The 26,965-nt window shown below is 64.8% G+C and carries 25 protein-coding genes and 1 pseudogene; 10 read left to right on the top strand and 16 right to left on the bottom strand.

Going from position 1 to position 26,965, the window contains the following annotated elements; genetic code table 11:
- Nucleotides 1–10: 10 nt before the first annotated feature.
- The 3 genes from yidD to rpmH all read right to left on the bottom strand — a co-directional run bounded on the left by yidD (nt 11) and on the right by rpmH (nt 1,103).
- On the bottom strand, nt 11–322 hold the full coding sequence (gene yidD, locus ACZ5MJ_RS17840; protein WP_464221151.1) for a membrane protein insertion efficiency factor YidD: 312 nt from the start codon (nt 320–322) through the stop codon (nt 11–13).
- A 19-nt stretch (nt 323–341) separates the two neighbouring features.
- A complete protein-coding gene (gene rnpA / locus ACZ5MJ_RS17835; protein WP_464223750.1) occupies nt 342–806 on the bottom strand; it encodes a ribonuclease P protein component in 465 nt (154 codons plus the stop codon).
- A 162-nt stretch (nt 807–968) separates the two neighbouring features.
- Nucleotides 969–1,103 (bottom strand): 50S ribosomal protein L34, encoded by a 135-nt coding sequence (gene rpmH / locus ACZ5MJ_RS17830; protein WP_008650850.1) that lies wholly within the window; start codon nt 1,101–1,103, stop codon nt 969–971.
- A gap of 816 nt (nt 1,104–1,919) precedes the next feature.
- Here rpmH and dnaA point away from each other — a divergent pair.
- The 3 genes from dnaA (at nt 1,920) to gyrB (ending at nt 7,934) form a co-directional block, all read left to right on the top strand.
- Nucleotides 1,920–3,680: a chromosomal replication initiator protein DnaA gene (gene dnaA, locus ACZ5MJ_RS17825; protein WP_464221144.1), complete on the top strand. Its 1,761-nt coding sequence runs from the start codon at nt 1,920–1,922 to the stop codon at nt 3,678–3,680.
- A 371-nt stretch (nt 3,681–4,051) separates the two neighbouring features.
- Nucleotides 4,052–5,167, top strand: a complete 1,116-nt coding sequence (gene dnaN / locus ACZ5MJ_RS17820; protein WP_464221142.1) for a DNA polymerase III subunit beta — start codon at nt 4,052–4,054, stop codon at nt 5,165–5,167.
- 241 nt (nt 5,168–5,408) lie between these two features.
- Nucleotides 5,409–7,934: a DNA topoisomerase (ATP-hydrolyzing) subunit B gene (gene gyrB / locus ACZ5MJ_RS17815; protein WP_464221141.1), complete on the top strand. Its 2,526-nt coding sequence runs from the start codon at nt 5,409–5,411 to the stop codon at nt 7,932–7,934.
- Between the two features lie 458 nt (nt 7,935–8,392).
- On the opposite strand, the gene ACZ5MJ_RS17810 is transcribed toward gyrB, so the two are convergent.
- Nucleotides 8,393–9,349, bottom strand: coding sequence for a hypothetical protein (locus ACZ5MJ_RS17810; RefSeq protein WP_464221140.1), 957 nt, complete (start codon nt 9,347–9,349; stop codon nt 8,393–8,395).
- Nucleotides 9,350–10,408: 1,059 nt separating this feature from the next.
- On the opposite strand from ACZ5MJ_RS17810, the gene ACZ5MJ_RS17805 reads away from it, so the two are divergent.
- Nucleotides 10,409–10,588, top strand: coding sequence for a hypothetical protein (locus tag ACZ5MJ_RS17805; protein ID WP_464219360.1), 180 nt, complete (start codon nt 10,409–10,411; stop codon nt 10,586–10,588).
- Between the two features lie 246 nt (nt 10,589–10,834).
- Here ACZ5MJ_RS17805 and ACZ5MJ_RS17800 read toward each other — a convergent pair whose 3' ends face one another.
- The 10 genes and pseudogenes from ACZ5MJ_RS17800 to ACZ5MJ_RS17755 form a co-directional block, all read right to left on the bottom strand.
- Nucleotides 10,835–11,233 carry a DUF350 domain-containing protein gene (locus tag ACZ5MJ_RS17800; protein WP_464221139.1) on the bottom strand — a complete coding sequence of 133 codons (399 nt, stop codon included), beginning with the start codon at nt 11,231–11,233 and terminating at the stop codon, nt 10,835–10,837.
- A 62-nt stretch (nt 11,234–11,295) separates the two neighbouring features.
- Entirely contained in the window at nt 11,296–11,859 is a 564-nt protein-coding gene (locus tag ACZ5MJ_RS17795; protein ID WP_464223759.1) for a hypothetical protein, read from the bottom strand.
- A 193-nt stretch (nt 11,860–12,052) separates the two neighbouring features.
- A pseudogene (locus ACZ5MJ_RS17790) lies at nt 12,053–12,217 on the bottom strand (glutathionylspermidine synthase family protein); the annotation flags it as partial.
- Nucleotides 12,217–13,611 carry a saccharopine dehydrogenase NADP-binding domain-containing protein gene (locus tag ACZ5MJ_RS17785; protein WP_464221138.1) on the bottom strand — a complete coding sequence of 465 codons (1,395 nt, stop codon included), beginning with the start codon at nt 13,609–13,611 and terminating at the stop codon, nt 12,217–12,219. The pseudogene ACZ5MJ_RS17790 and the gene ACZ5MJ_RS17785, both read right to left, overlap by 1 nt.
- 185 nt (nt 13,612–13,796) lie before the next feature.
- Nucleotides 13,797–14,741 (bottom strand): formimidoylglutamase, encoded by a 945-nt coding sequence (hutG, locus tag ACZ5MJ_RS17780; protein WP_464221136.1) that lies wholly within the window; start codon nt 14,739–14,741, stop codon nt 13,797–13,799.
- Between the two features lie 2 nt (nt 14,742–14,743).
- The gene (locus tag ACZ5MJ_RS17775) at nt 14,744–15,505 is read right to left on the bottom strand and encodes an amino acid ABC transporter ATP-binding protein (RefSeq protein ID WP_464221135.1); all 762 of its coding nucleotides are present in this window, start codon (nt 15,503–15,505) and stop codon (nt 14,744–14,746) included.
- Nucleotides 15,502–16,170, bottom strand: a complete 669-nt coding sequence (locus ACZ5MJ_RS17770; protein ID WP_464221134.1) for an amino acid ABC transporter permease — start codon at nt 16,168–16,170, stop codon at nt 15,502–15,504. The genes ACZ5MJ_RS17775 and ACZ5MJ_RS17770 overlap by 4 nt, the downstream gene beginning before the upstream one ends.
- 18 nt (nt 16,171–16,188) lie before the next feature.
- Nucleotides 16,189–16,944 (bottom strand): glutamine ABC transporter substrate-binding protein, encoded by a 756-nt coding sequence (locus ACZ5MJ_RS17765; RefSeq protein WP_464221133.1) that lies wholly within the window; start codon nt 16,942–16,944, stop codon nt 16,189–16,191.
- An 86-nt stretch (nt 16,945–17,030) separates the two neighbouring features.
- Nucleotides 17,031–17,825: an IclR family transcriptional regulator gene (locus tag ACZ5MJ_RS17760; protein WP_464221132.1), complete on the bottom strand. Its 795-nt coding sequence runs from the start codon at nt 17,823–17,825 to the stop codon at nt 17,031–17,033.
- A gap of 134 nt (nt 17,826–17,959) precedes the next feature.
- Nucleotides 17,960–18,619 (bottom strand): methyltransferase family protein, encoded by a 660-nt coding sequence (locus ACZ5MJ_RS17755; RefSeq protein WP_464221131.1) that lies wholly within the window; start codon nt 18,617–18,619, stop codon nt 17,960–17,962.
- A 145-nt stretch (nt 18,620–18,764) separates the two neighbouring features.
- On the opposite strand from ACZ5MJ_RS17755, the gene ACZ5MJ_RS17750 reads away from it, so the two are divergent.
- The 3 genes from ACZ5MJ_RS17750 (at nt 18,765) to ACZ5MJ_RS17740 (ending at nt 20,976) form a co-directional block, all read left to right on the top strand.
- Nucleotides 18,765–19,088: a nucleotide pyrophosphohydrolase gene (locus ACZ5MJ_RS17750; protein WP_464223749.1), complete on the top strand. Its 324-nt coding sequence runs from the start codon at nt 18,765–18,767 to the stop codon at nt 19,086–19,088.
- Between the two features lie 285 nt (nt 19,089–19,373).
- Complete coding sequence (locus ACZ5MJ_RS17745) at nt 19,374–19,892, top strand: lecithin retinol acyltransferase family protein (RefSeq protein WP_464221129.1); 519 nt, start codon at nt 19,374–19,376, stop codon at nt 19,890–19,892.
- A 190-nt stretch (nt 19,893–20,082) separates the two neighbouring features.
- Complete coding sequence (locus ACZ5MJ_RS17740) at nt 20,083–20,976, top strand: restriction endonuclease (protein WP_464221127.1); 894 nt, start codon at nt 20,083–20,085, stop codon at nt 20,974–20,976.
- Between the two features lie 103 nt (nt 20,977–21,079).
- Here the strand turns inward: ACZ5MJ_RS17740 and ACZ5MJ_RS17735 are convergent, their stop codons facing one another.
- Nucleotides 21,080–21,970 carry a class I SAM-dependent methyltransferase gene (locus ACZ5MJ_RS17735; RefSeq protein WP_464221126.1) on the bottom strand — a complete coding sequence of 297 codons (891 nt, stop codon included), beginning with the start codon at nt 21,968–21,970 and terminating at the stop codon, nt 21,080–21,082.
- A 66-nt stretch (nt 21,971–22,036) separates the two neighbouring features.
- Between ACZ5MJ_RS17735 and ACZ5MJ_RS17730 the strand changes: the two genes are divergently transcribed.
- Nucleotides 22,037–22,477: a helix-turn-helix domain-containing protein gene (locus ACZ5MJ_RS17730; RefSeq protein ID WP_464221125.1), complete on the top strand. Its 441-nt coding sequence runs from the start codon at nt 22,037–22,039 to the stop codon at nt 22,475–22,477.
- A 14-nt stretch (nt 22,478–22,491) separates the two neighbouring features.
- Here the strand turns inward: ACZ5MJ_RS17730 and ACZ5MJ_RS17725 are convergent, their stop codons facing one another.
- Complete coding sequence (locus tag ACZ5MJ_RS17725) at nt 22,492–24,291, bottom strand: methyl-accepting chemotaxis protein (RefSeq protein WP_464221124.1); 1,800 nt, start codon at nt 24,289–24,291, stop codon at nt 22,492–22,494.
- Between the two features lie 406 nt (nt 24,292–24,697).
- Here ACZ5MJ_RS17725 and ACZ5MJ_RS17720 point away from each other — a divergent pair, with 406 nt between their 5' ends.
- Together ACZ5MJ_RS17720 and ACZ5MJ_RS17715 are read left to right on the top strand one after the other, a co-directional pair.
- Nucleotides 24,698–25,900 (top strand): DUF4382 domain-containing protein, encoded by a 1,203-nt coding sequence (locus ACZ5MJ_RS17720; RefSeq protein WP_464221123.1) that lies wholly within the window; start codon nt 24,698–24,700, stop codon nt 25,898–25,900.
- Nucleotides 25,901–26,041: 141 nt separating this feature from the next.
- Complete coding sequence (locus ACZ5MJ_RS17715) at nt 26,042–26,944, top strand: DUF72 domain-containing protein (RefSeq protein WP_464221121.1); 903 nt, start codon at nt 26,042–26,044, stop codon at nt 26,942–26,944.
- Nucleotides 26,945–26,965 lie beyond the last annotated feature (21 nt).

Genomic DNA, 26,965 nt, shown 5'->3' with positions numbered 1-26,965 from the left:
GTCGGAGAAATCAGGGTCTGGGCAGACGGATCGCCACAGGCGCATGGCCTGCGGCGGCATGGACGGAACGGCCCGCGTGGGTGTCCGGCCTGGCAGTGTCGTCAGCTTCCGTGCCCGGCACGGGATCATACCCGCCTTGTGTGAAAGGATGGCAACGGCACAGCCGGCAGGCGGCCATCCAGCTGCCGCGTGCGGCGCCGTAATGGACGACGGCGTCGCGGGCGTACTCGGAACAGGTCGGCACGAAGCGGCACTGCGAGCCCAGGTAAGGACTCAGGGCGATCTTGTAGACACGCAGCAGGACTAGCAGGATTCGCTTCATGGCGGGCGTTGGCGCGCGTTCAGGCCGGAAGGCCCGGGGGCTGGCTTTGCGAGGGGCTCGCCGCTGGCGCCGCGGATGGCGGTGCCGGGGGCGAGGCAGACGGCGCGGGTGGCGGCAGTGGTTTTGCCGCAACGTCGAGCAGGCTGGCGATTTCCGCCGCGCATGCCCTTCGGACCGCCGCGCGCGTTGCAAATTCCGCGCGCGGGAACTTGGTTTGCAGGCGCAGCAGCACGTCGCGCCCCGCCAGTTCTTCACGGCGCTGGCGGAACAGCTCGCGCGCCATGCGCTTCACCAGGTTGCGCTCAGCGGCGCGCGGCGCGAACTTCTTGCCGACCACCACGCCAAGACGGCCTTCCGGCCGGTCGTTGGCGCGTACATAGAGCACGAAATGCGGGCTGCGCCGCCGGGGCCGCAAAGCAAAAACGGATGAAAACTCATCCGTCTTTGTTAGCCTTGCGGCTTTGGGGAAGGCATGGGCTGACACGCTTGATAACGCTGGCGAGTAAGACTGCTGGCGCAAAGCGGCGCCCTGCGGCAAGCTGCCGGCCGACCTGAAACCGAGGCGGTGGGCATTGACGGCTGCGCGGCACGGCTGCGGTATGCTGCAGCCGGCGCCGGGCGTGCCGTCAGGCCGGTCGCCCGGGCCTCAGATGGCCAGGCGCTTGCGGCCCTTGGCGCGGCGTGCGTTGATGACGGCACGGCCGCCGCGGGTCTTCATGCGCACGCGGAAGCCGTGGGTACGCTTGCGGCGGGTAACGGAAGGTTGGTAGGTACGTTTCATGTTGCACTCTCTGGTTGATCTGGGCGCGCCTGACACCGGCTGGTGCCGGGGTGCCGTGGCCGCCGCGTATGGTTCGCATGGGGCTGCCGCTGGCAAGACACTGCAGCGGGATTGCCGACGATTCTGGTTCTGTCTTGCTGCCGGCCGTGTTTATGCATGTGCAGGTCGATAACCTGTTAGCAAGGACGGCACGAACAGGCCAGACCCGGCGATGCGCATACGTGATCCCCTGCCGCATCGCAGAACCCGCCATTTAAACGATTTTCTCCGGCGCTGTCAAGGTGCCAGTCTGTGTGCAAGGACACATTTGCTACAGCACCCCAAGGCCCGTGGTGCGCCATTGTCCACAACACGCGGTGGGTAACTAAATGTGCCCTCCGGGCCACCACCGGCAAGGTCATCCACAGGCGAAGTCCCTGTTTTGCCTGAAATTTTCCCCGTTTTCACACCCCGGAAAGCCGCATCACAGCAGGGGTTGTGCACACAAATCCACTGCATTTGCACAAGTTGTCCACAGACTTATCCTTTGTGGATAACTCAGGGGCGGGGGTACAATCCGGGTCCAAACACAACACGGGCTGCGTGGCGCAGGCGCAACCCGGGCCCCCACCGCGGCAACGCATGACTGAACGCACGCCAGTGCGGCGAGCCTGAAGGCTCGCTGGCTGCTGCATTGGCATGCCGCGGAGGCCTCACCGAACGGAATTGATTCCTAATACGGTAAGGATGGCCCGGATCGCGCGGCACAGACGCCGCTTGTGGCGTGCCGGGGGAACCGCTGAATGGCGGCCGGGTACGATTACCAAAAAACAAACAATGCAAGATTTCTGGCAGGCGGCAGCCGCGCAACTAGAGCGCGAGCTGACGCCACAACAGTTCAAGACGTGGATCAAGCCGCTGGCGCCCGTTGCGTTCGATGAAGAAACGCACGCGCTGCGCATTGCCGCGCCCAACCGTTTCAAGCTGGATTGGGTCAAGAGTCAGTTTTCGGGGCGCATCACCGCACTGGCCTGCGAGTACTGGGAAGCGCAGGTCAGCGTCCAGTTCGTGCTGGACCCGGCCGCGTCGGGCCGTGCCGCTGCCTATATGCAGCCGGCCCAGCCCGGCATGGGCCCGGGCGGCATGGACGCCCACGCAGCACCGGGTACGGCCATGGCCGGCTATCCCGGTGGCCAGCCGATGGGTGGCCAGGCCATGGGCCAGCAGCCCCCGTTTGCCATGCCCGGCCAGCCTGGCTATGGTGAGTACCCCGCCGCTGCCGGGTACGGCATGGGCCAGCCGCAGTACGGTAACCCGGCCGGCATGCCGTCCGCGGCCCCGGTCCCGGCCGGCGCGCGCGCCCAGGGCCCCGGCATGGGCGGCCAGCACCCCGGCCAGCATCACCACCCGCAGCACGGCGCCGACATGGGCGAGATCGACGTGGTCCACATGGACCCCGCCGAAGCCAGCGCCCGCTCCTACCGCGTGCAGCCGCAGCAACCGCAGCAGCAGCCGCACCAGCAGATGGGCGGCAACACGCCGATGCCCGGCCACCAGCCGAGCGACACGGTGCACGAGCGCTCGCGCCTGAACCCGATCCTGACCTTTGACAACTTCGTCACTGGTAAGGCCAACCAGCTGGCCCGCGCCGCGGCCATCCAGGTGGCCAACAACCCGGGCAAGTCCTACAACCCGCTGTATCTCTATGGCGGCGTAGGCCTCGGTAAGACTCACTTAATCCACGCCATCGGCAACTACATGCTGATGGAGAATCCGCGCGCGCGCATCCGCTACATCCACGCCGAGCAGTACGTGTCCGACGTGGTCAAGGCGTACCAGCGCAAGGCGTTCGACGAGTTCAAGCGCTACTACCACTCGCTGGACCTGCTGCTGATCGACGATATCCAGTTCTTCTCCGGCAAGAACCGCACGCAGGAAGAGTTCTTCTACGCCTTCGAGGCTCTGATTGCCAACCGGGCGCAGGTGATCATCACCAGCGATACCTACCCGAAGGAAATCAGCGGCATCGACGACCGCCTGATCTCGCGCTTCGACTCGGGCCTGACCGTGGCCATCGAGCCGCCCGAGCTGGAAATGCGCGTGGCCATCCTGATGAAGAAGGCCGCCGCGGAAAGCGTCAACGTGCCCGAAGAGGTCGCCTTCTTTGTCGCCAAGCACCTGCGCTCCAACGTGCGTGAGCTGGAAGGCGCGCTGCGCAAGATCCTGGCGTTCAGCAACTTCCACGGCAAGGACATCACCATCGAGGTGACGCGCGAAGCGCTCAAGGATCTGCTGACCGTGCAGAACCGCCAGATCTCTGTGGAGAACATCCAGAAGACCTGCGCGGATTTCTACAACATCAAGGTCGCTGACATGTACTCGAAAAAGCGGCCTGCCAATATTGCACGGCCGCGCCAGATTGCGATGTACCTGGCCAAGGAGCTGACGCAGAAGAGCCTGCCCGAGATCGGCGAGCTCTTTGGCGGCCGCGACCACACCACCGTGCTGCACGCCGTGCGCAAGATTGCCGACGAACGCAGCAAGGATGCGCAGCTGAACCACGAGCTGCACGTGCTGGAGCAAACGCTCAAGGGCTGATGGCTGGCCGATGCCGGGGGTGACCCCGAAACTGGCGTATTTTGAAGGGTCGGCCCCTCGGGGCTGGCATACTGTAGGGTGCGCGCCACGGACATCCCGTGGCGCCTGGGGAATTAACGTCAGCGACGCCGGGGCAAGTGTCCGGAGAATGGCCACTGATAAGGCTTTGCGGTGAGTCGGGACGGGATGGCAAGTACGGTTTGCGTCAGCGTGGCTTTTTGGGCACAGCTGGCCCGCCCGCCGGTCCCGCCCCGCTTCACCGCAGCGGCTTATCCTTGGTACAATGGCACATTAACTCCTTGATTCCTAAGTGAATTTGGAGTTGTTTGCGTTCTGCGGTCGCCGATTACAAACGACGAAGGATAAATTCAATGCAATTGGTCAAAACCTCGCGAGACAACCTGCTGCGTCCGCTGCAAATCGTGAGCGGCATCGTGGAGCGCCGCCACACCCTCCCGATCCTGGCCAATCTGCTGATTCGCAAGTCCGGATCCAACGTTTCCTTCCTCTCGACCGACATCGAGATCCAGATCACCACGCATGCCGAATGCGGCGTTGGCAACGACAGCGTTGCCACCACCGTGGCCGCGCGCAAGCTGCTGGACATCCTGCGCGCCATGCCTGACGGCGACGTGGCCCTGTCGCTCAACGACAAGCGCATGACCGTGCAATCCGGCAAGAGCCGCTTCGCACTGCAGACGCTGGCCGCCGAGGAATTCCCGACCGTTGCCGAAGCCAGCGAATTCAACGCCAGCGTCAGCCTGCCGCAGAAGACCTTCAAGCACCTGCTGGCAATGGTCCACTTCGCCATGGCGCAGCAGGACATCCGCTACTACCTGAACGGCATGCTGTTGGTGGTGGAAGGCAAGAAGGTGATGGCAGTCGCCACCGACGGCCACCGCCTGGCCTACTGCGGCGTTGAGCTTGAGACTGAAGCCGCCGGCGTGGGCGCGCGCCAGGAAGTCATCATCCCGCGCAAGACCATCCTGGAACTGCAGCGCCTGCTGGAAGACAACGACGATCCGGTGACGGTGCAGCTGGCCGCCAACCAGGTCAAGTTCACGTTCGCCAATATCGAACTGATCTCCAAGCTGGTTGAAGGCAAGTTCCCCGACTTCCAGCGCGTAATCCCGAAGGGCTACAAGAACGCCTTCGCCATCGACCGCGTGCGGCTGCAGCAGGCGCTGCAGCGTACCGCGATCCTGACGACCGACAAATTCAAGGGCGTGCGCTGCATCCTCGACACGCACATGCTCAAGATCAGCTCCACCAACGCCGACCAGGAAGAGGCGCAGGAAGAGCTGGAACTCGATTACTCGGGCGACGCGCTCGATATCGGCTTCAACGTGACCTACCTGCTTGACGTGCTTGCCAACCTGAAGAGCGAGCAGGTGCAGGTCAGCCTCGGCGACTCGAATTCGAGTGCGCTGATTACCGTGCCGGAAGACGACAACTTCAAGTATGTCGTCATGCCGATGCGCATCTGATGATCCGGTGACAGGACCAGACCAGACGAGAACCGGAGCAGCAAACGGTACGCTACGACACCCGGCCCAGGCCGGGACGTCCTGGGGATAACCATCCCGCAGCGGGGGCAGGATCGAAACGACGATCCGCCCCTTTTGCCGTTTTTAGTAACCCGCCATGCGGACCCTTTCGCGCCCCGCCGCCAGCATGTCAGCCATGCCGGCCCGGCCCGAATTCCGCCATTGCCGTGAGTAGAAAGATATGACCGAACAGCAGAACCCGCAGCAGGAAAACACCTACGGAGCCTCTTCGATCCAGATCCTGGAAGGCCTGGAGGCGGTACGCAAGCGCCCGGGCATGTATATCGGTGATACCTCCGACGGCACCGGCCTGCACCACCTTGTCTTCGAGGTGCTGGACAACTCCATTGACGAAGCGCTGGCCGGCTACTGCACCGAGATCCAGGTCACCATCCACAGCGACAACTCGATCTCCATCGTCGACAACGGCCGCGGCATCCCGCCCCTGGTCAAGTTTGACGACAAGCACGAACCCAAGCGCAGCGCGGCCGAAATTGCCATGACCGAGCTGCACGCCGGCGGCAAGTTCAACCAGAACAGCTACAAGGTGTCCGGCGGCCTGCACGGCGTGGGCGTGTCCTGCGTGAACGCCCTGTCCAAGTGGCTGCGCCTGACCGTGCGCCGCGACGGCCAGGTCCACCTGATCGAATTCGCCAAGGGCGACGTGCAGAACCGCATCGTCGAGACCGTGAACGGCCCCGACGGCCAGCCCGTTGAAGTCTCGCCCATGAAGATCATCGGCGCCACCGACAAGCGCGGCACCGAAGTCCACTTCCTGGCCGACGAAGAGATCTTCACCAACGTCGAGTTCCACTACGAGATCCTGTCCAAGCGCATCCGCGAGCTCTCGTTCCTGAACAACGGCGTGCATATCAAGCTGGTCGACCAGCGCACCGGCAAGGAAGAAGACTTTGCCTTCTCCGGCGGCGTGAAGGGCTTTGTCGAGTACATCAACCGCTCAAAGAGCGTGCTGCACCCCACCATCTTCTACGCCAATACCGAAAAAGACGGTATCGCCGTGGAAGTGGCCATGCAGTGGAACGACGGCTACAACGAGCAGGTGCTCTGCTTTACCAACAACATCCCGCAGCGGGATGGCGGCACCCACCTGACCGGCCTGCGCGCCGCGATGACCCGCGTCATCAACAAGTACATCGAAGAGAACGAAGTCGCCAAGAAAGCCAAGGTGGAAACCACCGGCGACGACATGCGCGAAGGCCTGTCCTGCGTGCTCTCCGTGAAGGTGCCCGAGCCCAAGTTCAGCTCGCAGACCAAGGACAAGCTGGTCTCTTCCGAAGTGCGCCTGCCCGTGGAAGAACTTGTCGGCAAGGCCCTGAACGACTTCCTGCTGGAAACCCCGGGCGACGCCAAGATCATCTGCGGCAAGATCGTAGACGCCGCCCGCGCCCGCGAAGCCGCCCGCAAGGCCCGCGAAATGACCCGCCGCAAGGGCCTGATGGACGGCATGGGCCTGCCCGGCAAGCTGGCCGACTGCCAGGAAAAAGACCCCGCCCTGTCAGAACTCTTCCTGGTGGAGGGCGACTCCGCAGGCGGCTCCGCCAAGCAAGGCCGCGACCGTAAGTTCCAGGCCATCCTGCCGCTCAAGGGCAAGATCCTGAACGTAGAGCGCGCCCGCTTTGACAAGATGCTGTCCAGCCAGGAAGTGCTGACCCTGATCACCGCCCTGGGCACCGGCATCGGCAAGGACGACTACAACCTGGACAAGCTGCGCTACCACCGCATCATCATCATGACCGATGCTGACGTGGACGGATCGCACATCCGCACCCTGCTGCTGACGTTCTTCTACCGCCAGATGCCCGACATCATCGAGCGCGGCTATGTCTATATCGCGCAGCCGCCGCTGTACAAGATCAAGCACGGCAAGGAAGAGCGGTATATCAAGGACGATGTCGAGCTCAATGCCTACCTGCTGAAGCTGGCGATGGAGAAGGCTGTGCTGGTGCGGCCTGATGGGTCGGAGATCAATGGGGATGCGCTGACTGAGTTGGCGCGGCAGTATCAGTTGACTGAGGGGGTGATTTCTCGGCTGTCACGCGTGGTTGATACCGATGCACTGCGCGCGATTGCTGATGGGGTGGCGCTGGATCTGGATAGCGCGGCTGCTGCTGAGGCGTCTGCCGTGGCGCTGAAGGCCAAGTTGGCTGAGATGCATGCCAAGACGTTGATTGGGGCTGCCGTGAATGACGACGGTACCGCTGATGTCTACGCGCAGTTTGATGAGAAGACGGATAAGCATCGGTTGATGATTGCGCGGCGTCATCATGGGAACGTGCGGTTGTCGCATTTGGATGCGGATTTTGTTCATGGGGCGGATTACGCTGCGCTCTCCAATGCTGCTAAGACTTTCCAGGGGCTGACTCCGGAAGGGACTAAGGTGCAGCGTGGTGAAGGCGAAAAGCTGCGCGATCAGACTGTCAATGACTTCCACGGGGCGATGCAATGGCTGCTGGCTGAGGCTGAGCGTGGGGTCTCTCGTCAGCGGTATAAGGGGCTGGGTGAGATGAATCCTGGGCAGTTGTTTGAGACCACCCTGGACGTTACCCAGCGGCGCTTACTGAAGGTGCAGATTGAGGATGCTATTGCTGCCGACCAAATCTTTACCACACTGATGGGGGATGAGGTGGAGCCGCGAAGGAACTTCATCGAATCTAATGCGTTGGTGGCGCGGAATATTGATGTTTGAGGTGGTGCTGTCGAGTGACCGGATTCGTGAGACTGGTGCCATGATTAGCGAAAACTGGTGTCACGATTCCTGAGAAATCTCGACGAACTGTGGGGAATCTGAACTAGCCGGACTACGTTTCGTTTTGCTGGACTGGAACTTCAGATGTGGCTTGACTGGCGTGCGGCGCGTAACTGCCGATGCCAGGCGTTGGCGGCTGCCGTTCCCGCCAACCATGGATTTCAATCTCCATGAGAGAAAGCGTCGTATGCCTCCATGGCGAAGGGAGGGGGCACTTGCGACCCGGGGGTAGCACGAGTGGCTCACCGCGATTGGAGCGCCTTCCACTCAGACGTTAAACCGCCATATCGGCCTGTAAGCCATGTAGCTATTGGGTTGCCTGTTTGATCGGTCGATTTCGTACCCGGTTTTATACCCGGTTTCGAAATGTCAGCCTGCCCGATTTGTAGACAACCGCCCTATGGTTTCCAAGGCTGGCCGGCTTTTTTCTGTGTACGCTTTGCCGCGCCCACGGCGTTTCTAGGCCACGCAAGTTTGTATGCGTAGCCAGGCTCGGGATTGAGAATCTTGTGCGAAAAGGACTTTGTTGATGGGTCAAAAGCAATTGAGTCAAGAACCTCGTCCTTCGCGTTGATACTTCTATCAAGCGCAATCCTTGACACAGTTGCCTTCTGGCCTTGGTACCGGCCGTTCATATGGAGCAACTCCACACGAAAGTCGATGAGACGCATTGGATCCTCTACCATCTGGGTGACCTGCGTCTCTGCAGCTTCATCAGAGTCGTCAAGCACACCAGAATCGTCCTGTGTGTCGTAGATGCCCTTGAAGCGCCGGGAAGACTCAACTTGGTCCTGGCGCATCGCATCTGCCGCCCATGCGATAGCGGCCGTTGCGAAGCCCGTCATCGCCCCCGATTTACAGTCGCCCCCCTGCATCGTGGCCGTGCCGCAACCGGCGGCTCCGGACGTGAGCAGCCGTTCAACGCCATAGTTGGACCCAAAGTATCCAGTTAGTCCCCCGGTCACGGCTCCTGCGATACCTGCAGTCGCCAACTTATCGAGCTTGATCTTGCCAGTCATGCCAAGCTGAATGGCCGCGCTGGAAGCAATGCTGCCTATGGCGCCGGCGATGGCCAGGTTTGCCATACCTCCGGCCGCAAATACCGAACTAGCCAGAATCCCGCCGGCAGCAGTCGCTTCCGCGACGGATCCCGTAGCAATCAACGCAGCCATGCCAGCCTCAGCGGCGGCCAACTGTGTCCCAGCCAAGGCGGCAGCCGCTGTGCCGGCGGTCGCCACGGCAAGCGCCACCGCGGCCACAATGGCCACGATCTGCCCCAACGGCCCAAACCCCTTATCCTCCCTGATGAACTCCTGATGGATGTCATCGCTGACCGTGCCCTCGGTGTAGTTCAACCCGAGGTTGGCCTTCAGCTCTACGACCTTACCAATTGGGGGTCGGGTTGAGTCATTAATTTGTGAAATGTCTCAACTAATTTGAATTCCTACCGCACCTGTCGAGTGTCACAATTCCTGAGAACTCCCACTATGATTCAAAAGCGCTTTCTCAGTAATTGAGACAGGGGGGTGCGCACCTTTTGCCACGATTACTGAAAAAACTCGGCCTATGTGCCAAGAAAAATGAAGAATCTCGGCAGGGCCATGGACTCCGAAAATATCCATTAAAAATCAAATAGTTGTGAGGAGGCTTGCTGCCAGTCTTCTACTCTTTGCCCTCCGATTAGAGCAGCTCCGGACCCGTGGCAAAATTGAACGCGCCGGGCACTGTTTGGTTGATGTATGTGCATACAGGATTCGCAATCTGTAGTGGCTCGCGCCCGATGGAAGTGCGCTCGGCTGACGTGCGAGGCTTCCATTTCTGGCTGAGTGCCGCGAACGACATATCTATTTGCTGGCCCCGCGCAGCGACCTTGCTCGGAGCCCGCGATGAATCTGATTCGGCGACGGTGCGCAGCATGCGGCACCCTATTTCTCCCCCGGCCACAAATTCCTGGTCAGCGCTTTTGCTCTGCTGCCGACTGCCAGCGCCAACGTCGACGCCGGTGGCAACAGCAGCACTTGCGCACTGACGACGACTATCGCGATAACCAGGCGCGTGCCACCTCAGAATGGAGCCAACGTCACAGGAGTTACTGGCGGCAGTATCGCGAAACCCACCCGGCTTATACGGCGCGCAACCGAAATCTGCAGCGTGAAAGGAATCAGAGGCGGCGGACGATTGCAAAGATGGACGCGTCGGCTCCGAAAACGCCTCTGCCTTCAGGCACTTACGTGCTTCAGCGGTAACTGCTCAATAACCCGGGGCAACCCCTCAGGCGCTGCGTCGCCCCCCGACCGGGAGCATCGAGCCAGGATGCAGGCGACGCCTTCTTGCGGGCGGCAATAAATTTCGGTTGTAAACCTTAGGCGGCGATGTTAACTTTTGTTGCATCGCCACTCCTACGTTGCCGGGCCATGAGCACCCCTCAAAAATTCATCCCGCCGGATATCGACCGAAGCGAGTTGACGCCGCGGGAGCTTGAATTGCTGGCGGTGCTCGAGCGGTTGACCGACATGGTCAATCACCAGCAGGAGCAGCTTCAAGGACTGGAAAAGGAAATCGCCCGGCTGCGTAAAGCCGGCAAGCGCGCATAGCCTCACGCAACCGTGAGGAAGAAACTCGCTGCGCCGTATATTCCCGAAGATTCGATGCAGGTTCACATGAGCCTGCGGCTTGGCGGGATTCCCACCGGTACGGCCAAGCACTTCTCGAAATATCGATTCAAACGGTTACCTGGATGAGAGCGTCACCCCTTCTCCATTGTCGGCACAATGGACTTGCTACAGGATGCTACTTGGGGCTTGCCACCGGAACGTCGCGATCCTGCACCAAGGACCACCTCAAGTCAAACAAGCCGCATTAACCACCCCCACCGCCAACGAAATCACCCCCATCACCGCCCCAACCCCCCGGTTATCACTGGAAATCGCCTCACTAACACCCCCCATCACCCGCGCCACCACCAGATAGGCCAACACTTGCACCGCAAACGCCCCAAACGCCCACAACAAAAACATCCCAAACGAGGCGTTGTGCTGAATGCTCGACGACAACGTCAGCGAGAACCCCAACACCGCCCCGCCCAGCGACAACGCTGCCGCGACATTCCCCTCGCGGATCAGTTGGAACTCACGATGCGGCGTCACCTGCGTATAGACCAGCATGAACAGCCCCAGCATGGCAAAGCTGGTGACGATGTAGATCAGGTAGGCAAGCGCCGGGTGCATGATATTGACCATCGGTTGGACTCGTTGTCAGTTGTCAGGGATGTGAGTACGACATGGCATTCAGCAGGCGGCACTCAGCCGCCGCCGGAGCGCCCGGAACTGCCGAAGCGGCTGGTGAAGCCGCCACGCGACACGACTGGAGCGCGCGACACGGCCGCGGCGCGCATGGACAGGCCCATGGAGCGTCCACCGCTGAGCGAGCTGCGGCGAACAGTGGCTTCTTCGACCATCGCGGCGCGCGGGGTGGCGTTGGTGAAGGATTGCGTGCGCGTGCCGGTGCTGTCGTAGATGTCCATCGGGCGCAGCGGGCCGGCGGACATGTCGCGCTGGGTCTGGGTGCCGTTGGGGTGGTAGACGGTACCGCTGGAGGTGTAGTACGGGCCGTACCAGTGCGCGTAGTAGTGCGTGCCGCTGCTGCCGCCGTGACTGGTACCGGGGCTGCTCGCGGCGGCGTCGCTGGCGGGGCTGGACAGGCTGGCGCTGTAGAGGGTGCTGGTGTCGTCGGCCGGCACGCTTTCGCAGTCGTTGGGGGTGTTCCAGTCGGCTTCGCAGTCTTCCAGCGTGGCGTAGCTGGCGCGGCGTACGGTCACGCCGGGATCGTCGTCGGCGTCGTCGCTGCAGGAACCGACTGCCGCCACGCCGGCCACCACGGCGCAGGCGCCGATGATCCATAGCGTGGGCGAGCTGCGTTTCTGCTCGCCCGCTGACGGCTGCGGCTGCCACGCGGACCGGGGCGATCCCTTTGACCTGGACTGGTACGGGCTGTCGTACTTCGGCGGCTTCCAGGCAGCGCTGGTTCAGGTCGTACGCGGCGGCGTAGAGCGTTTCCACCTCTTGCTTGCTGAAGGCGTAGGCGGCGTCTTCGCGCCAGTAGAAGAAGGTGTTGTCATCGACTTCGCGCGGGACGTTGAACTCGTCCAGCGAATGGAAGTGGAAGCCGACCTTCTCGAGTTCGCGCGGCCAGTTTTGGCGTGGGATCTGTGGGATGCGTTGCATCAGCAGGCGAGCAGTTGTGGCGATGGATCGGGCTGGGCCATGGCATCGTCCAGCAGGAAGTCGGTGAAGGCCAGTGCGCCGGCGCCGGGCCGCGGCAGCCAGTCGGTGAACTGTACGCTGAGCGGGGCCCACCAGTGCGCGGCATCGGCCAGCACGTGGCGGAAGTCGAGCGCATCGGATTCCACCACGCCGCGCGCCGGGTTGGCCAGCATCCACTGCATGCCGGCGACCAGGCTCGATGCCACCTGCAGGCTGGTTGCGGAGTTGTACGGCGCCAGCGAGCGCGCGCGCTGCGTGGACAGGCGCGATCCGTACCAGACCGCCCCATGCCGGCCGCTCATCAGCAGCACGCCGAGTTCGTCCTCGCCGCACTGGATCTCGTCGCGCAGGATGCGTTCGCCGCGCACGCGCGGGGCGGCGCGGTCGTCCAGCCATTGCATCGAGGTCTGCGTGGCGGAGGTCGGGCGGTAGGCGTAGTAGACGGTGGGGCGGTACAGCGGCTGGCCGGCAGGCTGGTCGGTCAGGTATTCGGCGATCGAGATCGATTCGTTGTGCGTGATCAGGTACGCATCGAAGGGGCCGTGCACTGGCGACCATGACCGCACGCGCGTGCGATGGCCGGGCCGGTCCAGCGCGATCGCCGCGCCGCTGCCGTAGCCGTGGCGATAGCCATCGGGCGGCAGCGCGGGCTCATGGCTGCCCCAGCCGAGCTCGGCGTCCTGCAGGCATTCGGTGATAAAGCCTTCGGCCGACCAGGTGTTGGCGAACTCGCCATCGCGCGGATAGCCGGGGGCTTGCTGGCTGTCGTACTCGGCGACCTGGATCACGCGCACGTCCAGCGCGCGGGCCAGGGCGGCCCAGCCGGCGCGGTCGTGGGGCTCTGGCCGGTTCATGCCGACATTGCCGGCCAACGCCATCAGTGCGGCCTTGACCAGCACCGATACCAGCCCGGGATTGGCGCCGTGCGCGATCAGCGCGGTCGGCAGGGTCTCGCGGCCGAGCGCGAAGGCCAGCATGTCGTGGCGCAGCGCGTAGTTGCTCAGGTGCGAGGCTTGCGGGTCGGCCTCGTAGTCCCAGGGCTCGATGCCGGCATCGACATAGCAGGCGCCGCGCGTCTGCGCCAGCGCGATCAGGTCGCGGCTGCAGACGGATGGTGCCAGGTTCAGCAGGAAGGTGCCTGGCCGCAGCAGCGGGCCCAGCACGGATTCAAAGTTGTCGACCGTGATGGTGGACTCGATGGCGTGCAGCTTGTGCCTGGCGGCCAGTTGCCGGCGGTTGCCGTCCAGCACGCGGTCTACCACGGCAATCGCTGCCCGCGGCCAGGTTCGTTCCAGCAGCGGCAGCACGGCCTGGCCGATGCAGCCAAAGCCGACGATGACGATTTGTTCGATCACGCAGACCCTTCCGCCCGTAAGCGGCGACTGGCCGCCCGGGGGCGCGGCAAGACGGCCGCGCCGGCGCAGGACTGCCCTCGCCTTGCTTTATCAATTCTGATCAGAATCGCTGAATCTAGCGAAGGGCAATACTATCGCCGGGCGCTGCGGTTGCCAACTGCGGGGCGGCGGAAGGGGGCTGCCGGTCAGCCGAACAGGCGCCAGGCCAGGCGCGCCGCCACGCGCGCGCCCAGGTGGTCGCGGTCGTACTGCGGGTTGTACTCCGCCAGGTCGGCCACGCGCAGCTTGCCGCTGCGGCGGGCAAGCAGGGCCACTTCCTCCACCACCGGCAACGGCACGCCGTAGGCGGCGGGTGCCGATACGCCCGGCATGACCGGCGCCGGCAGCGCGTCGAGGTCGATGGTCAGGTACAAGTGGTCCGTGGCATCGATGCGCGCCGCCAGTTCCGCCAGACGCGATGCCAGGTGGCGTTCCTGCATGTCCACGTCTTCCACGTAGCTGACGCCCAGCTCGTCGGCGCGGCTGAAGAGCGCCGGCGTGTTGCTGAGGCGGCTCACGCCCAGGCAGATATAGTCGAACGGCTGTCCGCGCTCGGCGCAGGCGTTGGCGATCTGGTCGAACGGCGTGCCGGAGCTTGCCGGCCGGCTGGTGCGCAGGTCGAAGTGGGCGTCGATATTGATGATGAGCACGCGCCCGCCATCGTCCTGTGCATCCAGGTGCGCGCGCAGGCCTTGCCACGTGCCCCAGGCCACTTCGTGGCCGCCGCCCAGCACCAGCGGCAGCCCGCCGCGCGCCAGCACGTCGCGCACGGTGCCCGCCAGCGCCAGCTGGGCCGATTCCAGGTCGCCGTCCTCGCAACTGACATTGCCGGCGTCGTACAACGCGGGCAGCCCGTGTGCCGGCACGTTGGCCAGCGCCTGGCGGATGGCGTCGGGGCCGTGCGCGGCACCGGGGCGGCCCTGGTTGCGCAGCACGCCGGCGTCGCAGCGGAAGCCGAGCAACACCGGGGCGCCGCCGAGAGGCGTCACGTCTGCCGTCTCCAGCGCTTGCACGATGCGGAACAGGCGCGTGGTGTCGCCACGCTCGCCGTTGTCGATGCGGCCCTGCCAGATATTCTGCGTCACAGCCATCCTCACGCCCGCGTCAGCACGGCCTGCAGGAAGCCGCGTGTGCGTTCCTGCGTCGGCGCCGAGAAGATGACCGACGGCGGCCCGGCCTCGATGATGCCGCCGCCATCCATGACGACCACCACATCGGCGACTTCGCGGGCAAAGCCCATTTCATGGGTGACCACGACCATGGTCATGCCTTCGGCGGCCAGCACCTTCATGACCTGCAGCACTTCGCCCACCAGCTCGGGGTCGAGCGCCGAGGTCGGCTCGTCGAACAGCATCACGCGCGGCTCCATGGCCAGGGCGCGGGCAATGGCCACGCGCTGCTTCTGGCCGCCCGACAGGCTGGCGGGCATGGCGTGCGCCTTGTGCGCCAGGCCGACTTTCTCAAGCAGGCTCATCGCCTTGCGCTCGGCTTCCTCGCGCGAGGCGCCGCGCAGCATGCGGGGGCCCACCGTGACGTTGTGCAGCACCGACAGGTGCGGGAACAGGTTGAACGACTGGAACACCATGCCCACTTCTGTGCGCAGCTGGTTCAGCTCGTGCTCGCCGATCAGCTCGCCGTCGGTCACCAGCCGCTTGCCGACGATGTCGATGGTGCCGGCCTCGGGTTGCTCCAGGCCGTTGCAGCAGCGCAGGAAGGTGCTCTTGCCCGAGCCGCTGGGGCCGATCACGACCACCACCTGCGACGGCTCCACATCGAAGTCGATGCCGCGCAGGACGGTATGGCCGCCGAACGATTTGCCCAGGTTCCGGATCCGGATGATTGCGGAATCGCTCATTGCACCATGCCTCCCATGCGCAGCCTTTGTTCGGCGCGCCGCAGGATCAGCCCGGCCGCGCTCGTCAGGATCAGATAAACCAGCGCGATCGCCAGATAGACTTCCAGCGACCGGTACGACACGCTGATGATCTTCTGGCCCTCGTGCATCAGGTCGGCAATGGTCAGCAGCGACACCAGCGCCGAGTTCTTGATGAGGGCGATGAACTCGTTGCCCAGCGGCGGGATCATCCGCACGATGGCCTGCGGCAAAATCACCGCGCGCATGGCCTGGCCGGAAGACATGCCGATCGAGCGGGCAGCTTCCATCTGGCCCTTGTCGACGGACTGGATGGCGCCGCGCACGATTTCCGACACGTACGCGCCGGAATAGATGCCCAGCCCGATCACGCCGCACACAAAGGCCGGCAGCAGGATGTTGAACTGCGGCAGCCCGAAGAACAGCAGGAACAGCTGCACCAGCAGCGGCGTGCCGCGGATAAAGGTCACGTAGGCGGTGCAGAGGCCGTAGATGAAGCGGCGCTTCGGGTCCAGCCGGCCGATGCCGACCAGCAGGCCCATCACGCAGCCCAGCACCAGCGCGCAGGCCGTCACCTCGACGGTGACGACGGCGCCGTGGAGGATGTCATGCCAGCCGGCAAAAACAGGAGAAAAATCCAATTCCATGATGAGGTTCCGCGCGGCTTACTTGGCGGCCGCGCCGAACCATTTCTGGGTCAGCCTGGCGTAGGTGCCGTCGGCCTTCACTTTGGCGAGTGCGGCATTGAGGGCGCGGGTCAGCTCGGGCGTGTCCTTGCGCACGGCCATGCCGTATTCCTCGGTGGTCAGCGGCTGCTCCACCATGCGCAGGCCGCCGCGGGTCTTGACGTACTGCGTCGCGGCCGGCTTGCCGGTCACGGCGGCGTCGGCGCGGCCGATCTCGACGAGGTTGAACATTTCCTGGTTCTTCTCCACTTCCACGCGCTGCACCTGCGGATACGTGTCGCGCAGGAAGTTGACCGACTTGGTGCCCACCTGCACGCTGACCTTCTTGCCGTTCAGGTCGGCCGGGGTGTGGATGGTGGTGTTGCCGCTCTTGACCAGCGCCACCAGGCCGCCGATGTAGTAGGGCTCGGTGAAGTCGACCACCTTGCGGCGCTCGGGCGTGATGTAGATGCCGGAAACCGCCATGTCGAAGCGGCGCGAGACCAGCCCGGGGATCAGGCCCTTGAAGTCGATATCGGTCCATTCGACCTGCTTGCCCATGGTCTTGGCCATGGCCTCGACCAGCTCCACGTCAAAGCCGGTGCGCTTGCCGTTCTCGACAAATTCCATCGGCGGGAAGGTGGCGTCGGTGGCCACGCGCAGTACGGTATTGTCCTGCGCGTGCGCGGCGGTGCCGAGGGTCAGGGCGGTCAGGGTTGCCAGGCCGGCCATCAGGCATTTGCGGCGAAGGTTCATGGAAGTCTCCTATTCTCGGGAACGAGGGATCTGCCGTCGCATGGGTCTGCCGACGGCGGCGGTAATGGTTTGCTTGGTCCTGGTATTCAGTAAGACTGCAGCCGTGCGGAAATCCGCATCGCCGCGGCCACCGTCATGTCGATCAGCGCGGTCTCACGCCCTTGCCGCCGTGTGGCCGGCACCATCAGCGTGATGGAGCCGAGCGCATCGGCCTTGCTGCGCCGGGAGAAGAGCGGTGCGCTTACGCCCCACACGCCCGGATCCACTTCACCCTCGCTGACGGCGTAACCGGTCTCGCGAATGGCGGCAAGCTCGGCCAGCAGCCGTTCGGCTTCGCCTGGCTCGCACTGGGCACGCACCAGGCGCTCGCGCGCTTCGTCGCGCATAAACGCCAGCAGCGACTTGGCCGATGCCCCGGCGCGCAGCGGCACGCCGCGGCCCTTTTCGAACGAGCAGCGCAGCGACTGGCGGCTCTCCACCATCTCCAGGCACACCGCGTGATCCTTGACGGCGACGACCAGGCCTACGCTTTCATCGGACTGCTGCGCCAGCAGCTGCATGTCGGGCAAGGCTTCGCGCGCCAGGTGCGAGGCCATGTCAAAGCCCAGCGCCAGTTGCAGGCTGATCGGGCCCGGCGCGTATTCGCCGTCGGACTCCAGCACAAAGCCCCAGCGCTTGAGCATCATCAGTTGCCGGTAGAGCGTGCTCTTGGGCAGGCCCGTCCTGGCCACCAGCTCACGCACCGTGATCGGCGCGCCGTGCTGCGCCAGCGCCGCCAGCACAAACAACACGCGATCGGCTCCGCCCGCGGGCTGGCCGGGTTCGGCAGGCGCGGAGGCCGCGGGCTTCATGGCGGTGGGGTTGTCGACGGCATTCAACATAGGACCCAAGCATAGGACTTGATTCCCAAAAATCAAAACCACGAGTCCCGGAAAATGGGAATGCGTGGCTAGGGATAACCCTTGGTGCCTTGCAGATCGATGAGCCAAGTGCGCAGGGCGCCGCTGCACCGCGATCAGTAGACGCCCGGCAGCATCCGCCAGGTCCGGGCGCAGTACGACGCGTACTCGTCGCCAAACTGGTCGCGCAGCAGCGCTTCTTCCGCCCGGATGCGCGCCAGCAGCGCCGGCACCATCAGCAGTGTGAGCACCACGCCCACGCCGGAGCGGAACGCCAGTACCCATCCCAGCGAACTGATCAGCAAGCCTAGATAGCTTGGGTGCCGGATCACGCCATAGATCCCGGTGGTCACCAGCGTATGCCCCGGCTGGATCGCCACCAGCCCGCTGAAGCGCCGCCCCAGCACAAACACCGGCCACAGCCGCAGCACGCCGCCGCCGGCGAACAGCGCCACGCCGATCCAGCGCATGGTGTCGCCATCGAGCGTCCAGTAGCCGATGCGGTCGGTGAAGGGCGACAGGTACGCCGCCAACAGTCCAAGCACGCCAAACACGGCCAGGACCCAGCGGTTGCCGCGGTCCTCGCGCATGCCGCTGCTGATGTTGCCGCCGGAGAACAGTGCGGCGATGGACAGGGCAAACAGGACCCAGGACAGGGCCACGCGCGCCGGGTGCGCGAAGAAGGGGGCGATGCCGCCCCACCCTGCAATGGCGATCGCCAGGTAGGCGAGCGTGCCGGCGAGGGTGGCAATCGCCATGGCGGGAGTCGGGCGCATGAGGAGCCTCCGTTGGGACGGTGGATGCACAAGCGAAGGGTAAGCCGCAGGCGGCCCGGGTGTCGAGGGTGGCCCGGTCGTGCTTAAATCAGCGTTTTGCGCCGGCCCATGCCTGGGCGCAGTGAAACGCTATCGCCACACCGCCATGCCCCTGATCGACATCAAGAACCTCCAGCAAGCCGCCCAAGACTTCGGCCAAGCCCGTAACTGGGGCAAATACCACAGCCCCAAGAACCTCGCGATGGCGCTGAGCGTGGAGGTGTCCGAGCTGGTCGAGATCTTCCAGTGGCAGACCGACGCGGAATCGCGCGCCATCATGACTACCGACGAGCGCGAGCATGTGGAGCAGGAGCTTGCCGATATCACCATCTACCTGGCGCAGCTGGTGACGGCGCTGGACGTGGACCTGGACGCGGCGATCCGGGCCAAGATGGAGATGAACGCCAGGAAGTATCCGCTGCCGGAATAGGCCGGTCGCGGCGCGGATGTAGCGCCATCGTCGCGGTGCTTTGTCAGCGGTTTGATCCTTTGATCAATGGATCCTGGCAGTGTTCGGAATTTGATCAATTGATCAAGCCGGCAGAGCCCTGTTTCTGCGATGCGCGGCGGCTCGGCAACGCGCTGTGTCCCGCATCCTTCGCATCGTTCCCCTTCGCGTAACGCCCGCGCCACTCGTATCCCATCGCATCCGTCACTGGCACGCCCTATGCGGTTACCGGGCATGGCCCAGCAGAGGCCTGCAACGGAGACGGCGATGGCATCCCTCAGCGAAACGATGAAGGCAACGGCGCAGGGCACGGGCAACCCGCATGCCCTGGCAGCGCGTGTCGCCCTCGATGCCGATCCGCCCGTCGGCGCCCACCTTGTCACGCCGCGCCACGGCTACGCGCATCACGGCATCTACGTCGGGCGTGGCATGGTGGTGCACTACGCTGGCTATTGCCACCGGCAGCAGCGCGGCCCGGTGGAAGAACTGAGCCTGGCCGCCTTTGCCGCGGGCCATGGCATTACGGTCCTGAACACGCCGATGGCACGCTACAGTGCCGCCGAATCCGTCGGGCGAGCCCGCTCGCGGCTGGGCGAGGACCGCTACCGCCTGCTGACCAACAACTGCGAGCACTTCTGCATGTGGTGCCTGTACGGCGAAAGCCGCAGCGAGCAGGTGCGCCATTGCCTGATGCATCCGCTCAGCGGCCTGCGTCTGGCTGCGAGCATGCTGCTTTGCTGGTGGAGGACCGCTGCCGCGCCGGCGTGGGATGGCGCGACGGCATGAGCCTGGGTGCGATCGCCCACAGAGCGATGCGGCACGCCTTGCTCGCGGCCTCTGGTGTGCATCATAGGTAACATATTCGGGGCGCCGATCCCTCCTTGCCTTCGCTCGCCCCCCGCGTGCGCAGGGACGACATGCCAGCCCCCGCACGTCATCCTTCCGACTGACCAAAACAAGAAGGGAAAGGGTCATCATGGGTCGCACGAAGCAATCGAGCGTTTTTGCGGATTTGTTTGGCATTGCCGCCGCGCTGCCATGGTGGGCAGGCGCAACCTCGGCCATCCTTGCCTATGTGCTGTTGCACCGCTATGCGATTGCCGAAGTGCCGGTCACCGGCGTGCCGGGGCAAGTGGGCCAGATGGTCGTGTCCCAGATGGCCAGGGCGCTTTCCGTGTACGGCCAGTACATCGTGCCGCTGGTGTTGCTGGCCGGCGCGCTGGCCTCGTGGCTGGGTCGCCGCAAGCGGCAAGGGCTGGTACGCAGCGTGGTGGCGAGCCAGTCTGGCGATGCCCTGCGCCAGATGACCTGGCGCGATTTCGAGCAGCTGGTCGGGGAGGTGTTCCGGATGCGCGGTTACGCCGTTGCCGAGACCGGTGGTGGCGGTGCGGACGAGGGAATCGACCTGCGGCTCAGGAAGGGCAAGGAACTGGCGCTGGTGCAGTGCAAGCATTGGCGCGCCTACAAGGTGCCGGTCACGGTAGTACGCGAACTGTATGGCGTGATGGCTGCGCAAGGTGCGGCACGAGGATTCGTTGTCACATCGGGACAGTTCACGGCCGATGCGCGGGCCTTCGCGTCCGGGCGGAACATCAAGTTGATCGATGGGCAAGCACTCACTGCGCTGGTCAAGCGCACCAGCGCTGCAGCACCGAGGGGATCGACCACAAAGTCACCCGCGGCTGCGAGCGCGCCTGCACCCACTGCTGAGCCGCCGCAGCCAACTGACATGTCGCCAGCCGCCGCACCCGGCTGCCCGCGCTGCGGCAGCGCCATGATCCAGCGCATCGCCAAGCAGGGCGCGAAAGCGGGCAAGCCGTTCTGGGGTTGCGCCACGTTCCCCAAATGCCGCGGCGTGCGTGGTCTCTGACGGGCCCTGGATCGGACATCAACAGGTTGCCGCGGTACCGGCCATCGCCAGCATGGCGACCATGCCGATCGCGACGGCATTGAACAGGAGCGCTGTCGCGGCATCAGGCATGGGTAGTCTCCCCAGCCTGTTGCGATGCGGCGGTTGCCCGCGCAGTGACGATCCAGCAAGACGCGGTGTAGCGCACGGTTGCGCCAAGCACGTAAGGCTCGAAGGCGGCGCGCACTGCTGCGATGACACGGGCGCGCGTGTCTGCATCGGCATCGCGCAGCGCCAGGCCGACGGGGCCCAGGCGGGACAGGTAGCTCACCAGCGCGGGTTCCGGCAGCGTGCAGGCGATGTCGATCGGCTGGATATCGATCTCGTGCCAGCCGCCGGCCTGCAGGATCGAATGCACGCGCTCCCTGTCGCCGAAGGCGAACTGCCCTGGCGCACCTGGCTGGCGGGGCGGCAGGCTGGGCAGCAGCGGCGCCGCCGCGCGCTCGGCGGTGGTCATGAACGGATTGTCAGCAGCGCTGCGCCAGGCAATGCAATGCAGCGTCGCGTCCGGTGTGGCAGCCTGGCGCAGGTTGGCAAAGGCACTGACCGGATCGCTGAAGAACATCACGCCCAGGCGCGACACGATCATGTCGAAGCTTGCCGGGGCGAACGCGTAGTCTTGCGCGTCGGCGCGGATAAAGCTCGCAGTGGAGCCGTCCCGTTGCGCACGTGTCCGTGCGGTGGCAAGCATCGGCTCGGAAATATCGATGCCAGTGCATTGGCCCGGCGCACCGATCCGCCGTGCCAGCGCAAGCGTGGTGCTGCCGGTGCCGCAGCCGACATCGAGCACATGCCGCGCCGAGGTCTTGCCGACCGCCTCGACAAGCAGGTCTTCCAGCGGCCGGAGCATGTCGTCGAGCACGGCCTGCTCCTCGACCCAGGCATGGCCGGACGGGCCGTTCCACAGTGCGGCCTGCTCGCCGCCGTTGCTGCTGCTCTGCTGTTGCTCACCCATGGTCGTATCCCCTTGCCTGGCTTGGAAGCTACACTTTGCCAGTTCAAGTCGACTTGAGGTCAAGCGGTGAAAAGCCTGGATATTGCGGAAGTGGCCCGGCAGGCTGGCGTGCCGGCATCGACGCTGAGGTACTACGAGGAAAAGGGCCTGATCGCCTCCATCGGCCGGCGCGGGATGCGGCGCGTATTCGATGCGGGCGTGCTGGAGCGGCTGGCGCTGATCGCGCTGGGGCGCGCCGCCGGCTTCTCGCTGGACGACATCGCGCAGATCTTCTCGCCGCAGGGCCAGCCGCGGATCGACCGGCAGATGCTGGCGGCCAAGGCGGATGAACTGGACCGGACCATCCGCAAGCTGACCGCGATGCGCGACGGGCTGCGGCATGCGGCGGTGTGCCCGGCGCCAAGCCATTTGGAATGTCCGACGTTCAAGCGGATTCTGCGGGCGGCTGGATCCGGCACGATTGGTGGGCGGCGGGAGCGGCTACCGGGCGTCGGGAAACTGCAATAGTTTCCCGGAGATCGTCACCCCAGCCTGAACTGCCCCACCGCCCCCGCCAGGCTCCCCGCCTGCGCCTGCAGCGCCGCCGCTGCCGCGGTGGACTGTTCAACCAGTGCCGCATTCTGCTGCACCATCTGGTCCAGCTGGGTCACCGCCATATTCACCTCTTGAATGCCACGAGTCTGTTCTATGGCGACGTTAGTGATCCCGGAAATAATCTCTGTGACCCGGGAGACGTTGCGGACGATCTCGCTCATGGTGTCGCCGGCGCGGCGGACCTGGTCGGAGCCGGAGCTGACGCTGCCCACGGTGGATTCGATCAGGGTCTTGATCTCCTTGGCGGCCTGCGCGCTGCGCTGGGCCAGGGCGCGCACTTCGCCGGCCACCACGGCGAAGCCGCGGCCCTGGTCGCCGGCACGGGCGGCTTCGACGGCGGCGTTCAGCGCCAGGATGTTGGTCTGGAAGGCGATGCCTTCGATCACGCCGATGATGTCGGAGACCTTGACCGAGGCGTGTTCGATCTGGCCCATGGTGGTGATCACGGCGCCGATCACCTCGCCGCCATTGGCGGCCACGCGCGAGGCGGCGGTGACGGAGTCGTTGGCCTGCTGCGCGGAGCTGGCGGACTGGCCGACGGTGGCGGTGATCTGTTCCATCGACGCCGCGGTCTGCTGCAGGCTGGCGGCGGCGGATTCGGTGCGGCGCGACAGGTCCATGTTGCCGGCGGCGATCTCGTCGGTGGCGGCGCGCACGGATTCGCTGGCGTCGCGGATCTGGCGCATGGTGCCGCAGAGCTTGTCGGCAAAGGCATTGAAGGCGCGCGCGATCTGCGCGACCTCGTCGTTGCCCTGGGCGGGCAGGCGCTGGGTCAGGTCGCCGCCACCGGAGCCGATCGCGTCCATGGCGTCGCGCACGGTGGCCAGGCCGCGCAGCGAGCGCGTCGCCACGCCCCACACCACGATCGCGGCCAGGGCGGCGATCAGTCCCAGCGCGATCATCGAGGCGATCAGGACGGAACGCATCCCCGCGTTGGCCTCGGCCTTGTCCAGCGCGACGATGACGATCCAGTCGGTGCCGGGGATGGCGCGGGCGCTGAGCAGCTTGGCGCTGCCGCCGACCTCGGCTTCCATCGGTGCCTTGGCGCTGACCAGGGCGGCAAGCTTGTCGGCATTGAGCGCGGGCACCAGCTCGGTGACGGGCTTGAGCGTGAGCTTGTGGTCGGCGTGCGCCACGATCTCTCCGCTCCTGGCCACCAGCATGCCGAAGCTGGCGGGCGTGGGCTGGATCGACTTGACGTTGGCGATCACCGTGTCCATGGACACATCGCCGGCCACCACGGCCTTGAGGGCGCCGTCGCGCACCACCGGCGCGACAAAGGCCACCACCAGGGCTCCGGTGGCAATGTCGACATACGGCGGCGTCACGGCAGGCTTGCCGGCCGCCGCTGCCTGCTTGTACCAGGGGCGGACGGTGGGGTCGTAGCCGGGCGGAATGCCTTGGGGGTTGGAAAAGGTCGAGCGCTTGTCGGCGTAGCCGACATAGACATTGCTGAAGCCGCCGGCACTGGCCATCTGCCTGAGCATGGCGTCGGGTTCGGACTGCAGCGCCGTGTCTTGCAGTGACTGGATCATCCGGCTGTGGGCAGCCACCCAGTCGGCAATGGCACCGGCGTGGCCGCTTTGCACGGCGGCCAGGCTGCTGTCGATGGCGTCTTCGTTATAGCGTGTGGCGACAAACTGGTTCAGCGCCTTATTGATGGCGAGTGCAATGACGACAATGGCCACGCAAAGGGCCATGATGCGCGAGCGGAGGGTAGTGAACATCGGCATGTTCCTTGGTAAGGAATCGTTTGGGGCGTTTGCTGAAATCCAGATCAGCACGGTGGGATTTCCACCTCGCTATATACGGAGCTGGAGCGGGCGACTTGAGCGGATTCGGCAATAAATTGTGGAGTTGGTCAGGGTTGATGACACAACCTTCCAATCTGGTGCGCGACCGTGCATTTTCTGGTTCGCGAGGCGAACGTTGCGGGCGCATAATCGATCGTAGACTGCCGCAGCAGGGTCATGCGCGTGCGGGCAAGCAAAGGCCAGCGCCAAAGCTCGGCTGTTCTGTCATGCAGACAGGTAGCCGATCTTTTTCACAACGTATTACAAAGAATTACAGCGGTTATCTGAACTGCAACATATGCTCCGATCACCCCACGACCAATAAAGCGGAGAGACCACCGTGTCCGTCATTTCTTATCCTTCTGCGCCGTTGCGCATTCTTGCCCTGAGTGGCGCCCTCGCGCTGGCCGCCTGTGGTGGCGGTGGTGGCGATGGCGGTGGCGGTGGCGGGCAGGGAACGCTCCAGGTCTCGATGACCGATGCACCGGCTTGCGGTTTCAGCAGTGTCTTCGTGACCGTCAACCAGGTGCGCGTGCACACCAGCGCGAGTGCCGATGTCAGTGCCAGCGGCTGGGTCAACGTCGATGTAGTGCCGGCACGCAAGATCGACCTGCTGTCGCTCACCAACGGCGTGCTGTCCGTGCTGGGCCAGACCGCGCTGCCTGCCGGCGACTACCAGCAAGTGCGTCTGGTGCTGGCCGCCAACACTGGCGGCGGCGCCAATGCACTGGCCAACTCGGTGGTGCCGACCGGCGGCACCGAGCAGACGCTGGATACGCCAAGCGCGGTGCAGTCCGGCATCAAGATCATCCGGCCGTTCACGGTGGCGCGCGGCACGCTGACCGACCTGGTGCTGGATTTTGACGCCTGCAAGTCGGTGGTCAGGCGCGGCAATGGGACCTTTGGGCTGAAGCCGGTGGTGACGGCAGTCCCGACGATCGTCAGCGGCGAAGTGGACGGCGCGGTCGTCGCGGCGCCGGGCGCGCGCGTCTATGCCGAGCGCAATGGCGTGGTGGTGAAGGCGACGGTGGCGGACGCCAACGGCAACTTCAAGCTGTCGCCGATCGAGCAGAGCAGCACGGCCGGCCCGGTTGATGTGGTGGTGGTGCCGGGTGAGGCCAATGGCAAGGCGACGGGCATCGTGCGCGGCGTGCCGGTGGTGGTGGGCACGCCCACGGCGATCTCGACCGGGCCGATCACGCTGCCGGCGTCGGCGTATCGGCGTGTCTCCGGCACGGTTGCGCCGGCGTCCGCCGAAGCGACCGTGAGTGCGCTGCAACTGGTCAACGGCGGTACCTTCGAGATCGCGTCGACCGCTGCCGCGAGCGATACCGGTGCCTATAGCCTGTTTGCGACCGAGCGTGCGCTGCCGGCCGCCGCGCCGGTGATCGGCACCTATCAGGCCGGGGTGCCGGTGACGCTGCTGCCGGCTGGCACGGCAGCGGGCAAGTACACGGTGCAGGCCACCAGCAACGCCGGCGCGACGGTGTCGCAGTCGGCGGATGTCAGCACCGCGGATATGCTTGTGAACCTCTCGTTCTGAGGCCGGGGGTTTCCGAGAGGCGACCGGAAGGGGGCGTCACCCTCTTCCGGTTTTTTTATGGGCGTCCGGCTTTGCCACGTCGCCACCGCTTGGCGCGGTTTCCCGCTAGACTGCCAGTCTCGCGTTTCGGGAGATCGCGCCATGGCAGCACGCACCGCGGCGAAAGCCGCATCCACGCCTGCAGCAAAGTCCGAGGCCTCGCCCAAGGCCGCGTCGCGCAAGGCCCCTGCGTTGGCGGATCCGGTGCGCGTCGGCATCGGTGGCTGGAATTTCGCGCCGTGGCGCGACAACTTCTATCCCGCCAGACTGCCGCAGTCGCGCGAGCTGGCCTACGCCAGCCGGCACCTCAGCGCGATCGAGATCAACAGCACGTATCACGGCACGCAGAAGCGCACCTCGTTCGCCAAATGGCGCGACGAGACGCCGGATGACTTCGTGTTCGCGGTGAAGGCCTCGCGCTTTGCCACCAACCGGCGCGTGCTGGCGGAGTCCGGCGAATCGATCGAGCGCTTTATCGACAGCGGCATTGCCGAACTGGGCCGCAAGCTGGGGCCGGTGGTATGGCAGTTCGCGCCGACCAAGTCGTTCGATGCGGAGGACTTCGAGGCCTTCCTGCAGCTACTGCCGGATTCGGTGGAAGGCGTGAAGCTGCGCCACGTGCTGGAGGTGCGGCACGACAGCTTCCAGTCGCCGGACTACCTGAAGCTCGCGCGCAAGTACAAGGCCGCCACGGTCTTTACCGATTCGCCCAAGTTTCCGTCGATGGCAGATCTCACTGCAGACTTCGTCTATGCACGGCTGATGGCCAGCAGCGAGAAGCTGAAGACCGGCTATGCGCCCAAGGCGCTCGATGCGTGGGCCGATCGGGCGCGTGCGTGGGCCGAGGGCAGGCAGCCGGACGATTTGCCTACCGTGGAAGACCGCAAGCCCGCCGCGCGCAAGCGCGAGGTTTTTGTCTTCTTCATCAACGGCGCCAAGGAACGCGCGCCCGCCGCGGCGCAGGCGTTGCTGGACCGTCTGGGCTGGCAGCCGGCCGATGTGTGACGGATCGACAATCCCGGATCG

It is taken from the genome of Cupriavidus sp. LA-1, from assembly GCF_055385985.1.
Note: the sequence above shows the minus strand (reverse complement) of the source record. Positions and strands in the feature narration are given on the sequence as shown.

Coding starts and splice junctions, on each gene's coding strand:
- ACZ5MJ_RS17805 (WP_464219360.1), top strand. CDS start 10,409: ATGAGCACCCCTCAAAAATTCATCCCGCCGGATATCGACCGAAGCGAG.
- dnaN (WP_464221142.1), top strand. CDS start 4,052: ATGCAATTGGTCAAAACCTCGCGAGACAACCTGCTGCGTCCGCTGCAA.
- ACZ5MJ_RS17800 (WP_464221139.1), bottom strand. CDS start 11,233: ATGGTCAATATCATGCACCCGGCGCTTGCCTACCTGATCTACATCGTC.
- ACZ5MJ_RS17770 (WP_464221134.1), bottom strand. CDS start 16,170: ATGGAATTGGATTTTTCTCCTGTTTTTGCCGGCTGGCATGACATCCTC.
- ACZ5MJ_RS17755 (WP_464221131.1), bottom strand. CDS start 18,619: ATGCGCCCGACTCCCGCCATGGCGATTGCCACCCTCGCCGGCACGCTC.
- ACZ5MJ_RS17750 (WP_464223749.1), top strand. CDS start 18,765: ATGCCCCTGATCGACATCAAGAACCTCCAGCAAGCCGCCCAAGACTTC.
- hutG (WP_464221136.1), bottom strand. CDS start 14,741: ATGGCTGTGACGCAGAATATCTGGCAGGGCCGCATCGACAACGGCGAG.
- ACZ5MJ_RS17740 (WP_464221127.1), top strand. CDS start 20,083: ATGGGTCGCACGAAGCAATCGAGCGTTTTTGCGGATTTGTTTGGCATT.
- ACZ5MJ_RS17735 (WP_464221126.1), bottom strand. CDS start 21,970: ATGGGTGAGCAACAGCAGAGCAGCAGCAACGGCGGCGAGCAGGCCGCA.
- yidD (WP_464221151.1), bottom strand. CDS start 322: ATGAAGCGAATCCTGCTAGTCCTGCTGCGTGTCTACAAGATCGCCCTG.
- ACZ5MJ_RS17745 (WP_464221129.1), top strand. CDS start 19,374: ATGGCATCCCTCAGCGAAACGATGAAGGCAACGGCGCAGGGCACGGGC.
- ACZ5MJ_RS17775 (WP_464221135.1), bottom strand. CDS start 15,505: ATGAGCGATTCCGCAATCATCCGGATCCGGAACCTGGGCAAATCGTTC.
- ACZ5MJ_RS17725 (WP_464221124.1), bottom strand. CDS start 24,291: ATGTTCACTACCCTCCGCTCGCGCATCATGGCCCTTTGCGTGGCCATT.
- ACZ5MJ_RS17715 (WP_464221121.1), top strand. CDS start 26,042: ATGGCAGCACGCACCGCGGCGAAAGCCGCATCCACGCCTGCAGCAAAG.
- ACZ5MJ_RS17760 (WP_464221132.1), bottom strand. CDS start 17,825: ATGTTGAATGCCGTCGACAACCCCACCGCCATGAAGCCCGCGGCCTCC.
- ACZ5MJ_RS17765 (WP_464221133.1), bottom strand. CDS start 16,944: ATGAACCTTCGCCGCAAATGCCTGATGGCCGGCCTGGCAACCCTGACC.
- gyrB (WP_464221141.1), top strand. CDS start 5,409: ATGACCGAACAGCAGAACCCGCAGCAGGAAAACACCTACGGAGCCTCT.
- rpmH (WP_008650850.1), bottom strand. CDS start 1,103: ATGAAACGTACCTACCAACCTTCCGTTACCCGCCGCAAGCGTACCCAC.
- dnaA (WP_464221144.1), top strand. CDS start 1,920: ATGCAAGATTTCTGGCAGGCGGCAGCCGCGCAACTAGAGCGCGAGCTG.